This is a genomic window from Prevotella ihumii, from assembly GCF_900155655.1.
GTDB lineage: Bacteria > Bacteroidota > Bacteroidia > Bacteroidales > Bacteroidaceae > Prevotella > Prevotella ihumii.
Genome location: NZ_LT706987.1, coordinates 2,855,435 through 2,869,544, shown reverse-complemented (window position 1 = coordinate 2,869,544; position 14,110 = coordinate 2,855,435). Strand labels below are relative to the sequence as shown.

The 14,110-nt window shown below is 39.9% G+C and carries 11 protein-coding genes; 4 read left to right on the top strand and 7 right to left on the bottom strand.

The features are described from left to right. Positions 1-152 precede the first annotated feature (152 nt). Positions 153-1,568 carry an IS66 family transposase gene (gene tnpC, locus CZ367_RS14545; RefSeq protein ID WP_237581593.1) on the bottom strand — a complete coding sequence of 472 codons (1,416 nt, stop codon included), beginning with the start codon at positions 1,566-1,568 and terminating at the stop codon, positions 153-155. Positions 1,569-3,236: 1,668 nt separating this feature from the next. Here tnpC and CZ367_RS12500 point away from each other — a divergent pair. Together CZ367_RS12500 and CZ367_RS12495 are read left to right on the top strand one after the other, a co-directional pair. After that, entirely contained in the window at positions 3,237-4,130 is an 894-nt protein-coding gene (locus tag CZ367_RS12500; protein ID WP_077197144.1) for a LysR family transcriptional regulator, read from the top strand. 81 nt (positions 4,131-4,211) lie between these two features. Then, positions 4,212-5,249, top strand: coding sequence for a YeiH family protein (locus CZ367_RS12495; protein WP_077197143.1), 1,038 nt, complete (start codon positions 4,212-4,214; stop codon positions 5,247-5,249). Between the two features lie 795 nt (positions 5,250-6,044). On the opposite strand, the gene CZ367_RS12490 is transcribed toward CZ367_RS12495, so the two are convergent. From CZ367_RS12490 to CZ367_RS12465, 6 genes are all read right to left on the bottom strand, one after another. Beyond that, positions 6,045-7,148, bottom strand: a complete 1,104-nt coding sequence (locus CZ367_RS12490; RefSeq protein WP_077197142.1) for an Mrp/NBP35 family ATP-binding protein — start codon at positions 7,146-7,148, stop codon at positions 6,045-6,047. A gap of 47 nt (positions 7,149-7,195) precedes the next feature. Continuing rightward, positions 7,196-8,182 (bottom strand): N-acetylmuramoyl-L-alanine amidase-like domain-containing protein, encoded by a 987-nt coding sequence (locus CZ367_RS12485; protein ID WP_077197141.1) that lies wholly within the window; start codon positions 8,180-8,182, stop codon positions 7,196-7,198. A 7-nt stretch (positions 8,183-8,189) separates the two neighbouring features. After that, entirely contained in the window at positions 8,190-9,320 is a 1,131-nt protein-coding gene (locus tag CZ367_RS12480) for a DUF4421 domain-containing protein (protein ID WP_202613133.1), read from the bottom strand. A gap of 19 nt (positions 9,321-9,339) precedes the next feature. Next, on the bottom strand, positions 9,340-10,323 hold the full coding sequence (locus tag CZ367_RS12475; protein WP_077197140.1) for a Gfo/Idh/MocA family protein: 984 nt from the start codon (positions 10,321-10,323) through the stop codon (positions 9,340-9,342). 123 nt (positions 10,324-10,446) lie between these two features. Then, complete coding sequence (locus CZ367_RS12470; protein WP_077197139.1) at positions 10,447-11,073, bottom strand: HAD family hydrolase; 627 nt, start codon at positions 11,071-11,073, stop codon at positions 10,447-10,449. A 173-nt stretch (positions 11,074-11,246) separates the two neighbouring features. Then, positions 11,247-12,563: a toxin-antitoxin system YwqK family antitoxin gene (locus CZ367_RS12465; RefSeq protein ID WP_077197138.1), complete on the bottom strand. Its 1,317-nt coding sequence runs from the start codon at positions 12,561-12,563 to the stop codon at positions 11,247-11,249. 556 nt (positions 12,564-13,119) lie between these two features. Here CZ367_RS12465 and CZ367_RS12460 point away from each other — a divergent pair. Together CZ367_RS12460 and CZ367_RS12455 are read left to right on the top strand one after the other, a co-directional pair. Beyond that, entirely contained in the window at positions 13,120-13,833 is a 714-nt protein-coding gene (locus tag CZ367_RS12460; RefSeq protein WP_077197137.1) for a DUF2975 domain-containing protein, read from the top strand. Between the two features lie 17 nt (positions 13,834-13,850). Further along, positions 13,851-14,063 carry a helix-turn-helix domain-containing protein gene (locus tag CZ367_RS12455; RefSeq protein ID WP_077197136.1) on the top strand — a complete coding sequence of 71 codons (213 nt, stop codon included), beginning with the start codon at positions 13,851-13,853 and terminating at the stop codon, positions 14,061-14,063. The last annotated feature ends 47 nt before the right edge of the window (positions 14,064-14,110 follow it).

Genomic DNA, 14,110 nt, shown 5'->3' with positions numbered 1-14,110 from the left:
TAATTTAAATAAAAACTTGGTTTGCAAATGTAATAACAATTTGGTTATTCTTAATTAAGCTGAAGAACAAAATACCTTTTTTAACGTTATTTATTGATAACTGAATAATTATGTAACTACTCAGTACCCCTATAGAAATAGGTATGCTGCCTTTACCCTTGCAAATTAGCAAGGGCGAGCAGTACGTCAAATTTGGAATTGCCGTTTTTCTTGGCGGTGTCAGTCACCGAATGCAGTTTCATGTAGATGTTAGCACCAGCGTCTGTTCTGAAGCAACCACTTACTTTCTGCTTGACTTTTATGTTCCTCACGCCTCTCTCACTGGCATTGTTGTCATATGGAACTCGCTTATCGGTGAGGAAGGTGAAGATGTAGTCATGGCATTTGTAGAGTCCTTTTTTCAAGGCGTTGAAGTCCTTGTGTAAGTGATTGGTGCTTTCTTCAAGCAGTCTGTCGAGCCTTTCGTAGAAACCGGCTGCAGCCTTTTTGACTTTCTCCATCGTCTTGCTTTTCCTTAGGTGAATCGCATCCTGCAACAACTCCGTAAGTCTCGTTGACCATGTCTGGTTCTTATCCAGGTCTGTGAGATATTGTATGTTCCTCAATAGATGCGCAATGCATACCTGATGTCCTTTGACGTTCAGCCTGAAATAGGTACTGTGCCTGTCCGTCACGAGCGTGACATCAGGAAGGTCGTTGGGGAAATGCTTCCTCGTTGCGGCCTTGCCGCGGGATTTGTCCTGGAAGAGATAGGTGAGATTGTCGTTCTGGAAGACCCATGCCCAATGGTGCTCCCCACCGACGTACAGCCCAGTCTCGTCGGCGCCAGCGACTTCGGCCTCTTCGATACGGTCGCGTATTTCCCTATAGGCATTCTCCGATTTCTTTCCCATCCGGGTCAGTATGTTCTGCACCGTTCCCTGGCTGATATGAAGATGGAATACATCGCGCAACATCTCGCACAGCCTTGCAAAGGGGATGTACTGGGAATGTCCGAAGTAAGCAATTATGGCGTTTAGATTAGGGCCGTATGAAATGCGGCTGGTATACTTCTTTGAGGCTCTGCACTTGTTCGTGTGCCCGCATTTGCAGCGTTTGCCGAGCAGCACGTGCTCCGTAGTGGTGGGTTGTATGGAGGGAATGTCGACAACCTGCGACTTGCCAATCACCTCGGCCTCCACATCAGCGAGTGACTCGCCACAACACTCGCACACATCATCAGGATGGTGGTGGACAATAAAATCTGGATCTTCATTGGTCTCAAGGAAATGCCCCTCATGCCCGGGCTGACCGCCTGTCTTCCTGTCGCTCTTCTTCCTGAGCGACTTAGTGTGACGAACAATCTGGTTTCCTATTGAGTCTTGGGTGGGCGGAATACTACTGTTGCTACTGTCCTTTGGTGGTTCCTCATACTTTGACAGGCGTTGCCTCAGATCCCGTATGGTTTTATCCTTCTGGTTTACGAGACGGTTGAGACGGCTTATTTCGGTATCCTGGTCGGATACCTTCTTCTCCAACGAAGCAAATCTGTTTTCTATCGTCTGGAGTACATCTGCCTTGTCTGTCACTTGCTCATTCACGCTGCAAATATACTACGTAAATTCATTTCCTGCAAGAGTATTAGAAAACTTAAACAGTTGAGATACAGATTGTTAAATGTAATATGGCGACTTTTAACAAAGCCTACCCCAAGGCGTGTAGGGGACTATGTTGAGTCTCCGAAAATAGATACAAGACACTGATACATAGGCGAATAAGCGTACTTTTGCTACCATCAAAAGGTATTTCCCATCCTCTCGGGCAGCCGTTCGTTTACTATTTGGAGCGGTTAGTTTTAACACTTCGGATTACTCTCTGATGGATTTACCATAGGGGTACTGAGTAGTTACATAATTATTGCAAAAAGCTGCAATAACCCTCAAATCCGCAACTAAGCCCTTGAACGTCCTACTGCGTTTACACGTCCTCTCATTACTGTATTTGCAGATAATTTGAACTTGAAGCACCCACTTGCGGCCTACAATATCCCCTTACCCCACAATGTGACTTGAGGCAATATATTTAACCCAAATCGGTCGTTAGCCCAGTCAGCCCAGTCGGACAAGTCGGACAAGTCAGACCCGTCCGACAAGTCAGACCCATCCGACTGNGAAAGAAGAAGCAAGTTGCATTGAACAATGTCAAGAACAAACTTGTGCATTTGGTCACTGCAATGGTTAGAAACCGCCAAACATTCACCCCTGATTATAAAATCTCAGCATAAATTGAAAATAATGGTCAAAACATTTGGATTTTAACATAGAAAGCGATTTGGGTTTAATTCTCCCAATGGGTTTTGCTGTTATGTTGATTTAACACTTTAATTCCCTAAATAGAATTATCCGATATTTCTTATTATCTATTCTAAATCTCTTTTATTGATATTATAGAAAGCCAAAGTTCATCTTTGACAATGCCAAACATATATGTTTTACCACCTCAACATTGATGTTTGGCAAAGCTAAAGTTCAACTTTTACCTTCTGAAACACCACTTAATAGCACTTTTCTTGTTCATATTCTTCTTTTATTCGTTCTATATTTCCGTAATCTAAGCAGTATATTCTTGCACACTTTTTCCTGTTTACTCCTTACTCATTATCAATCAACAGTTTACAATTGCACACCCATTTATGCCGCTTTTGTGTATCACGCTTCTTTTCAACGCATATACGAGAATTATGACCCTTGTATTTAACACTTATCCGAAGTAAAACGGAAAAAGAGAAAAATATAAAAGAGAAATACGCTATCTATCGAATAAGGTAACAATTGGTATAGTAGCTAAAAAATAATTCCGTCAACGGGTTATTCTTTTAAGGCTGGTTCTATAAATTACCACCGCATATAGTCATTAAACCCAAATCGGTCATTACCAGTTTAGGTGCTTACTTTATTCTTTTTGAAACTTATGAGATGTCTTTTGGATTATTTTGGCTTTATTTTACCTATATCTGCAGTCACATAGCCCGCTATGCTCCTTTGATATATGCAAAATAAATCTCAAAATCTAACAAAGCTAATTTATAGAACCAGCCTTATGATATTTTACAACTTGTTTTTTGTGCTTTTAGGCGTAAAATAAAAAGATTTAGGTTTAGAAATACGTATTCTTTTCTAATTCTTTGCGCATTGTATATTATTCATTAAATTTGTATCTGAAATGAAAGAATATAAGATTTAACGACACTGCTAATTATGATTGATATACGTTTAAAGGTCTTTTACACCGTGGCACGCAATCTCAGTTTTTCGAAGGCTTCTCACATATTATATATAAGTCAACCTGCAGTAAGCAAGCATATTGCCGAATTGGAACGAGAATTTGCGACCAGACTTTTCGACCGCTTAGGCAACAAAATACAGCTCACAACATCGGGTGAATTGCTATTGACACATACCGAACAAATAATTAAAGATTATGAGCGAATGACCTTTGAAATGAACCGCCTACAGCATAAAACATCGGGCGAATTGAGAGTAGGGGCGAGCACCACTATTTCGCAATATATTCTTCCAGAAATCTTGGCTTCGTTTCTCTTGGCTTATCCCGAAGTGCATATTGATATGCTGTCGGGCAACTCAAACGAAATAGAAGACTATCTGAAGGCTGGGCGAATAGACATAGGATTGGTAGAAGGTATTGCTCGGCAGCCAGGGTTAAAGTACTCCAAATTTATGAAAGACGAACTTGTGGCTATTGTTTCAAATCGTCACCCCTTAGCTACGTGCGACGAAATATCGATAGACGAACTGAAAACACAGCCCTTGGTAATGCGCGAGTTCGGGTCGGGGTCGTTAGATGTTATAGAACAACGACTTTTGGAACAAGATGTGCGCTTGTCAGATCTGAATATATTGCTCAATTTTGGCACAACGGAAGGTATCAAAAACTTTGTTTCGGATTTTGATGTGATGGGTATTGTGTCGGTGAGAGCGGTAAACAAAGAAATTCTTGCAGGACAATTTAAGGTTATCGACATCAAGGGACTGCCTATCAATCGTTATCTCAATATTGTAGAAAAGCAAGGCGAGGCTACAGGAGTACAGGCTCTTTTCCGTCAGCATATTACCAAAAGTTATAATATATAGCTATTCTGTATAACCAAGATAAATATATTTTGCGTACCTTTGCACTACATTTTAAAAGCATATATTATAAAAATTAGGAATATGAATTTAACAGAACAGCGGAGTAGTATGCTCCATGGAATTCTTTTAATGGCACTTTTTGCTTGTGCTTCGTTCTACATTGGTGAGATGAACTTTGTAAAAGCGTTGTCGTTTTCGCCAATGATTGTGGGCATCATTCTTGGAATGGCTTATGCAAATAGCTTGCGAAACAACCTTCCCGAAACGTGGACTCCAGGTATCGTTTTTTGCTCTAAACGTATTCTCCGTATTGGTATCATACTCTACGGATTTAAGTTGACTTTCCAAGACATTACGGCCGTGGGGTTGCCTGCTATCATTATTGATGCCATTGTTGTAACGGTGACAATTCTTTTGGGACTTTTTGTAGGAAAACTCTTAAAGATGGACCGCAGTATAGCTTTGTTAACAGCTTGTGGTAGTGCTATTTGTGGTGCAGCTGCCGTAATGGGTGTAGATGGTGCTATTCGTCCAAAACCTTACAAAACAGCTGTGGCTGTGGCAACAGTGGTTATCTTTGGTACGCTCTCAATGTTCCTTTATCCTGTGTTGTATCGTGCTGGCGTTTTCGATTTGCCAGCCCAACAGATGGGTATCTTTGCAGGGGCGACCATTCACGAAGTAGCTCACGTGGTGGGAGCAGGCAATGCTATGGGAGCTGCCATTAGCGATAATGCCATCATTGTGAAGATGATTCGTGTAATGATGCTTGTACCAGTGTTGCTTGTTATTGCGTTTTTCGTGGCAAAAGATGTGGCAAATCGCGAAGGAAACGATGGTCAGAAAGCCAAGATACAAGTGCCTTGGTTTGCCATTATGTTCCTTCTTGTTATATGCTTCAATAGCTTTAACCTTTTGCCTAAAGAAGTAGTGAACAGCATTATCACCCTCGATACCTTCTGTCTCACAATGGCAATGACAGCCTTAGGAGCAGAAACAAGCATCGAAAAATTTAAGAAAGCAGGCTTCAAGCCTTTTCTCCTTGCAGCCATTATCTATGCATGGCTCATTGGTGGTGGCTATTGTTTGGCTCGCTTTGTTGTTCCAATGCTGATGTAAGACTAATATATTTTTTCTAAATAAATTTATGATAAGCCGTATGCGTAAAAACTTTATCTGCATACGGCTTTCAACGGTATTGTACTATAATAAGCCGTTTTAACCCAAATCGATCGTTAGACTTCTTCGAGATTTGCGAGCTTATTTTGAGCTATTTTTGGTTGTTTTTGAAGACGTTTAGCGAGCTAAACAACTGAAAAAACAAACGAAAAGAGGCAAAATAAGGTGCAAAGACGAAGAAAAGCATAACAGCTAAACGCTTTAAAAAGCCTTTGCGGGCTAATGACCGATAGGGGTTTAATGTAGAAAGATGAGAAAATAAGAGCGTGTACAGCAGCAAATAGAATATTACAATTAGATACCGAAGAATAGAACAATAGATAAAAGTGTTTTATCTCCGCTGTTTTTCAATGTTAGACTACAGATACTTAGATGATTATGACGTGTGAAGAAAAACAAAAATGCCAACTAAAGATAATATAATCAAGGGAATAAGAGCACAATATGTTTGTTATTAACAATATTTAAATATAATAATTTGGAGGAAAATCTTTATATCGTTAACTTTGCAACGTGTTTTTCATGGTATTAGATTATTAAGGTTTGAAGATTGGTTGTCGTGAGACAGTCAATCTTTTTTGTCCCAACGATTAGTTGGGACAATTTATTTTTATAGCAGATTATTGTAATTTACATACAAAAAAGAGATGTTTCCAAAGCGGAAACATCTCTTTTTTATATATGCAAATTCACTTTTTTCAACTTTGATGTTACCTACACTTCTTTGAAAGTCCGTTATTTTGTTGTTACTTTCACTATTTTTGTAGGTGCTTTATCTTTGTTTCGGCGGTTTACTACAGTTACTACCGATTGTGCAAGATTGATAAATGCTTGTCCTGTAGCGGTGTCAATGTTTACTGCCGATGGTTCGCCCTTGTCTCCATTTTCGCAAATGCTCTGTACAATAGGTATTTGTGCCAATAGTGGACATTCCATTTCGGCAGCTAAATTCTTAGCCCCGTCTTTTCCAAAGATATAGTATTTGTTTTCAGGCAATTCGGCTGGGGTAAACCAAGCCATATTTTCTACCAATCCAAGAATAGGCACATCTACCTTTTCGTTGCGATACATATCAATACCCTTTCGAGCATCTGCCAATGCTACCTTTTGTGGGGTGCTAACGATAACAGCGCCTGTAATGGCTAAGGTTTGAAGCAAGGTGAGATGAATATCGCTTGTACCAGGAGGAGTGTCAAGAATAAAGTAATCCAAGTCGCCCCAATTGCCATCTGCTATGAGTTGTTTCAAGGCATTGCAAGCCATACTTCCACGCCAAAGGGTTGCTGTTTCAGGATTGACAAAGAAACCTATAGAAAGCAGCTTTACACCATATTTCTCCACAGGTTCAATGAGTTGTCGCCCATCTTTCTCCACACCGTATGGTCGAGCATCTTCCACGCCAAACATTTTTGGCATACTTGGGCCGAAAACGTCGGTATCGAGCAAGCCCACCTTGTAGCCCAAACGAGCCAAAGCAATAGCAAGATTGGCCGAAACGGTACTTTTTCCTACGCCACCTTTGCCCGAACTTACGGCAATAACATTCTTTACTTGTGGCAAAAGTTTGCCTACTTCTGGTCGAGGTGCTGATTTAAATTCGGTTTTGATTACCACTTCCACATCTTTACTTACAGAGTAATGGATTTGTGCTTCAGCAGCTTTCAGTGTCGACTTCAAGAATGGGTCTGTTTCGCGTGGGAAGAGTAGGGTAAAAGTTACCTTCATATCTTCTATTCTCACATCATCTACAAGCATTTCGCTTTCGATGAGGTTCTTCTTCGTGCCAGGATAAACCACCAATGCCAATGCGTCAGTGATTAGTTTTGGATATAATTTCATAATAATCTTTTTATTTTTACAATTCTATATATGCAACTTCCGTGCCATTAGTTACCAATGTTCGAAAGTTTTAGTCGTGCCACTCTAATACCAGGGTTATATGGTCGAGCCATAAGATATTGATACAATGTTTCAGTAGGTTCAACTACTTGTTTGCCATTCTTCTTCAAACTTGACGCATTGAGCAAATGTAGCCCATCTTTATGCCAAACTGCAATGCCCAAATGCGTTGTATCAAGGTTCTTTTTGTTGGTCACCAAAGCGATTATATCACCATCTTTTACTACCTTACGCAGAAGTTCGGTGTTTTTTAGTTGACCTTTAGGAATATATCTCACCACCGTTCCGTTTGTCTTATCTTCGTGCGCCTTAATAGCTTTTACCCTTTCAGGAGCATTGCGCAACATATCATAAGCTTGAAAATTCTCGCTCATATAGTTTATTTTTAGGCGTTGCGTTGCTGTGAATGGAGGATTGGGCGTTGATATTTCCTTTACAAATCCCATTTTTTCGTTATCTGTTACCCACCATTGGTAGTAATGCAGCCTGTTTTCATAACTTAGTTTGCCCCCTTTATATCTTATTTGTTGCAATTGGCTTATAAAGTCGTCTGCCGTAGTTTTGCCTTTGTCTACACAAAGCGATAGCGCCACCACGTTTTCCAAATAGGTTGTACAATCCATTTCACGCAGATTTACCACCATTTGCTCGTCTTTATTTCTGTCTAACGTGTGTGCAATGTAAGGTACGCCGATGAAGTGACGTGCCAAACGCAGCACCAAGTCTTCAGTTGTCAGTTGCTTTCGCTGTTTAATAAGCGATGTTAGTAACTTTTCTACCTCAGCTTTTTCTGTTGGTAATATCTTTATTGGATCAGGTATATGTGTGGTTTTGTTTTCTGTTCCTTGATTCATTGCGTGTGAAAGCGTTGTAGACTGTTTTTTTTCGCCCACATTTTTATTGGCTTTTACCCCACACGCAATGAGCAGTGCCATTGCTATGCTACAGCTATATATATATATAATAGATTTCATACTCTACTTATTTCTTTTTGCGTCCAAAGTTCAATCCTGCGTAGATATTGACATTTCCAAATGCGTTGTTTGTACTTAGCGCACCCTTATGATAATTGTAAGTGTGCATAATAGCACTCAATCCTGCATACCACTTTGTGTTATTCCATACAATGCCAAACCGTGCAGTGGCATCAAGGTTCATATTTTTAAGCGAAAAACGTTTCAGAATATTATGTTCCTCCACAATGTCTCCAGCTGCTTTTTTATATGCTAACCCTAATGATAACGACCCTGCTAACAGCCAATTATGGGCAAATACCCAATTGTATGCATAGCCTCCACTTACTGCATAGTCGGTGTATTTGATGGTACTATTAGCCAGTGTAGAATCAATTTCGAGCTTTTCTTTTTGTGTGCTCAATTTTTCTTCTATCAGACTACTTAGTGCGCCCCAATTTACATCAAGCGTATGTCGTGTATAGCCAATGCCGATAAGCGGACTACCTGCCGAACGACGTTGCACAGTGCTCTGACTAAAGGCTGCTGGATAAGAAAAACGCCGATGATTGAATATGTAATACACGTTTAGACCTCGCACCGAAGAGGTTACTCCTCCAAATTCAGTTCCTTCTAAAGGCTTGGTGTCTATATTATACCCTAAGTCAATGCTCCTAATCTTATACCCCGCTCCTGTTTTGCGATAATATAAGTCAACGCCAATTTTAGATGAATACACACTCAAGTCGTATTCTTGCTTATTGTTACCTTGGTGTGACTTGCCTAAATGTTTTATATCGAACGTATAACCAAGGAATACCCATCGCCAACCAAAGTACGGGCCAACCTTTATTGTTGGCTCTGGTGCAAACACAATACTACGTCCTGATCGGCCATTAAGCCTGTACACTTCATAATTGTTAGTGTTTTGCAGCATTACGGCAAAATTGTATCGTTGTGGTTCTATATAGTTGGTATCAATAGCATTTATTTCCTGCACCATTTTTTTTGCCCGTTTCATTTGCTTGCTTACCCATATTGCAGTGTCACTCGTGGTTTGTTGCAATGTATCTTTAGATACTGCCCACGTATGACTTTTCACCTCTGTGTTCAGCAATACAAATAAAAGTGCAAACGCAATAATGATACGATGGCGCATACAATGATATTTTGACAACTTAAATTCTACCCAAAATGCGATCCATTACCCAGTTTGTAGGTGTAGCGCTTAGGCTTGTGCAATCACATTTTCCAAATCCTTGTAAATCTTCTATTACTTCTTTGATGAGGGGCAGCTGCACGTGTTCAGGATTGGGTATCTCTATGTCTTCCATTTTTCCTGAAGTGTAAAGGCGTATGGGTTCATAGGTATAAACCGAAAAAGACACACGTCCTTTTGTTCCAAATATTTCTATTCTGTCCGAACGTGCACTTTCGTCCGATGTAAAACTCCAAGCTCCACTGCCGTTAAGTCCGTTCTCAAAGCGGAAAATAGCATTTACGGTATCTTCCATTTCGTACAATCCTGCACGATTGGCTATATAACCGTGTGCTTTAACAATGACCCCAAAGAAACTCTGAAGTAAGTCGAGCTGATGCGAGGCTAAATCGTAGAAGTAGCCACCACCTGTAATATCCGATTGCAGTCGCCAAGGTTGGTTGCCTCCTTCTATATAGTCGAGGTCGTGCGCTGGTACAGCAAAACGCACCTGTACTGTGAGTACTTTGCCAATAGTGCCATTATTTACAATCTCTTTCACCTTATTAAAGTAAGGCAACTTGCGTCTGTAATATGCCACAAAACAAGGAACTCCAGTCTCTTCCGCCACACGATTGATGCGCACGCAGTCGTCGTACGATGCGGCAAGTGGTTTTTCTATATAACAAGGCTTTCCAGCACGTAACGACATAATGGCATACGTAGCGTGTACAGATGGAGGTGTGGCAATGTAGATTGCATTTACAGCGGGGTCGTTCACCAATAATTGAGCATCGGTGTACCATTTCTTTATGTTATGTGCATTAGCGTATGTGCGTGCTTTCTTTACACTTCTACTGAACACAGCTTCAACGTGCGAGCCTGCAACCTTATTGAAAGCAGGACCAGACTTTTGTTCAGACACGTCTCCACAGCCTATAAATCCCCAACTGATATGCTTCATCTTTTTGTTACTTTTGTGCAAATATACGAAAAATATAACATAGACTTATCTATTATCAAGTGAAAATTAAGAATTTAGTTCTTCCTTTGCGCTTCTTAACTTTCGTTTGCCTATTTTGTAGCCTTATCTTACGAGTTGGATAATCTCAATAGGTTGCTTGCAAACATCATCTGCAAACAGATTATTCTCCTTTATAGATAGTCCCCACGCAGCCCATACAAAGTGGATATTGGCTGCTTTGGCACACGTTGCATCATTTAAGGTATCACCTATATACAATATTTCGTTTGCCACCGCATTGCTTTGCGCTATATAAGCAAGAAGTGGGGCAGGCGAGGGCTTGGGTTGTGACGCATCTTCCACACATATTTTGGTATCAAAAAACGGAAGAATAGCTTTCATTACCTCGTCTTCGGATAGTTCGTAATGCGTGCGAGAGGTAACAATACCTAAGGTATATCCTTCTTTCGTTAAGTGGTTCAGAACAGACGTAATATCTTTAAAAAGTTTTACTTCGTTGTAATGCTTTTTATAGTTAGCTTCCCATAATTTAAATAGGTGTCTATTAGGTGTTAGTCCTAATTGCTCTATTGCCTTATTGCTACTTATTCCCATTACAAATCCTAACTCTTCAGCTGTATAGGTTCTGCCCGTAACTTGCTTAATGGTATCTTGCCACGTTTTCAACACTGCTGTTGCGTTGTCTACTAATGTGCCATCTACATCGAAAACTATATGTTTGTACTTCATAAGGTTGTCTGTTTAAATTATTCTTTTTTAGCAAAAGGGCAGCAAAACAATAAACTCTTAAACTCTATTTATCATAATCTTCATTATAAAACATTTATCTATTAACAACAAGGCTTCCATCTGAAGCCTTGTTTGTTGTAAACTGTTTGCGAATAATGGGCTACTTAGACTTGTTATTTTGTTGTTGCCTTGATGTGATAAAGCCCAGCATACGCATCGTCTAAATGGGTAAACGACAGTATTATCGCCATATCGTCGCCAGCCTTATTATGTTCGGGGTCTTCGAGAATAAAATTTCCATCGGTCGACAGATAATCGCCTCCACCCAAGACTACAAACCCTTTGGCAATGGCAGCTTTGGCAATGGAAAGCATTTCATCTTCAGACCACGTGTAAATGTTGACTTGCTCGGTTGTAAATCGTTTGCCTACACCAACGCCAAAGAAGCCTAACTGGCGTGGATTTTCGCCCGTAACGACGTCTTTGTTGGTTTCTTCGTCATAATGCATATTGTAATTGTAAGCCAACTCTTTTTGTGAGCCATGTCCCTTGATAACTTGTGCCAGCGTGAGCCCGTGGCGTGCGCCTTCTTGGTCGAAATACGAAATATCGTTGGTGCGGTTGTGTCCTCCTGCAAGCAATGTATAAATGTATTCAAATGTTATTGCTTGCGGTGCATTGCCTTGTGTTTTCGGTGCTTTTATGAGCTTATTGGTTGGGTATTTCACGTTTTGCACCTTTTTATTGTTGTCCACCACTTGGATTTCTGTTACCTCGGTAGGTTCTACTGCTAAAGGTTCTTGGTTTTCGGTTTCTTTATTTGTGGCTAAAGGCTTGATAGGCTGTTGTTTTCGCGGTTTATTTATAGCCTTTTTCCCTGTTGCTATTGCCTTCGACTGCGCCATTATTCGTGGTTCGTCCTTGCGATTTTCGGTGATAAAGGCATCAATATTTTTTTTCCAATCTATGTTTTTATCTCTTCCGCCGCATTGTTCTTTTACCTTTGAGCCATTCTGCCAAACGGACGAATATTCTAATCGTCCGTTTTCTAAATACGAGTAGCAGTTGCCGTGTAACACGCCATTGGCATAGTTCATTTTCATACCTACGCTTCCATCTGGATAGAACGATACGGCGCGTCCGTGGGCTTTTCCGTTGCGATAGGTCATAATACTTTCCACCCTACCCGACTTATAGAATGTGCGTGCTATACCCGTGAGTACGGTTAGCTTATCGTCTTGCATATTAAGGGTGATGTAATGTTTTTCGGCACGCAATTGTCCGCCGATATAATAGTCGTAAAACATTTTCTGTCCACGTTTATCTACCGTCAAAACTCTATAGTAAGTTGCTTGTTTGCTGTTGCTTATGCGTTGCCAATTGCTATTATAGTAAATGACGTTTTTTGCTTTTTTCGCTGCCGAAGGTTGTTGTGCTTGAGCGGCAAGCGATATGCAAAGCAAAAGAAGTATGATACGGATATGTTTCATTCGTTTTACTAAAATATATGAGCTATCTTATTTTTATGGTGCAAACATACAAAAAAAATAGGAATTATGAATGTTTTTTCATAAAAATAAACAGGTGGATTGGAATGAGAAAGCGTGATATGAAGCGAAGGTTAAGAATAGACCAATTGGGAAAAGCAACGAACGCTTAAAAATAGCGTGTGTAAGTATTTGATTATAAAGCGATTATATATTGGTTCTGAAACATATATGTTTTACGCTCCAATACATATATGTTTTACCTTGTCAAAGTTGAACTTTGGCATTGCCAAACATATATGTTTTGCAAACCAAAGATTGATGTATTATTTGGGAAAGATGAGAAGCGGACAAATAGAACAATGTGGTGAGGGGTTGTGCAATAGAATAATAGGTTCTTATACATATAATAAGGTCAAAACAGAGGTGGAACTAAAAATTTTCCTAAATTCAATATTAAATTATTGAAAAGCAATAAATATCTAACGAATGTGTTTGTTTCTATAAAATATAATCTCTAATTTTGCAATATAAAAACAATAAAGAAGAACTACAGTTTATGAACAAGAGATTGCACACTTATTGCTCTATAATGTTGCTCCTCATTGGGCTAATGATTGCATACGGTGTATTCGTAATGATAAGAAGCGTACATTCGGTAAATAATTTTACCACTCAGGTGGAGGAAGCGAGAGCAACAATGATGCGTACACATAGTGCTGCTGATAGTGTTCGATACAAGCAATTGGTAGAAATGAAAAATATGAAGGTGTCAGATGGGTTGGCTATCGAAATCAGAACTATAGATTTTAATGCCATCTATCCTGTCACTGTGCAGAACCAACTTACAGGAAAGAGCACCAATGTTTATGCCGGAAGCTTTAAAGTGCCTTATGAGCTTCCTATTTGGGCTACCATTTTACACTTCTTGTGTATGGGGATAGGGGCTTATGCGTTTTTGTATATACTCTTTATTTATCTGAAGCTGTTGCGTAATTTTAGGAAGGAGGAGAACATTTTCTCGCTTGACAATTTGAACTTGTTGCGTAAGTTGGCTATTTTCACTGCAGTAGGTTTTCTTGCTTTAGTCACTGGTTCGGGCATTGAGGTCTACTTTGCTCAACAAACGTTGGTGATAAGCGGATTGAAGGTGGAATATTTGTCAACCTTAGGAATTGACTCTGGCCCATTAGAAATACTTTCAGCCTTGATAGTTTACGAGGTGTTTGCCATTGGTGTACGTATGCGTCAAGAAAACGATTTGGTAGTTTAAGCGAAGGAGGTGAAGAGATGATAATTGTAAACTTAGACGTAATGATGGCAAAGCGTAAAATGTCGCTCAACGAACTTTCTGAAAAAGTAGAAATAACATTGGCCAATCTCTCCATTCTGAAGACGGGAAAGGCTAAAGCCATTAGATTTACCACGCTCAATGCCATTTGTGAAGCCTTAGGCTGTCAGCCAGGTGACATCTTAGAATTTAAAGAAGGCAATCAAGAATAACAATATTTTGATACGGTTGTTTTTAGATATAAATCATTGAATAGTTT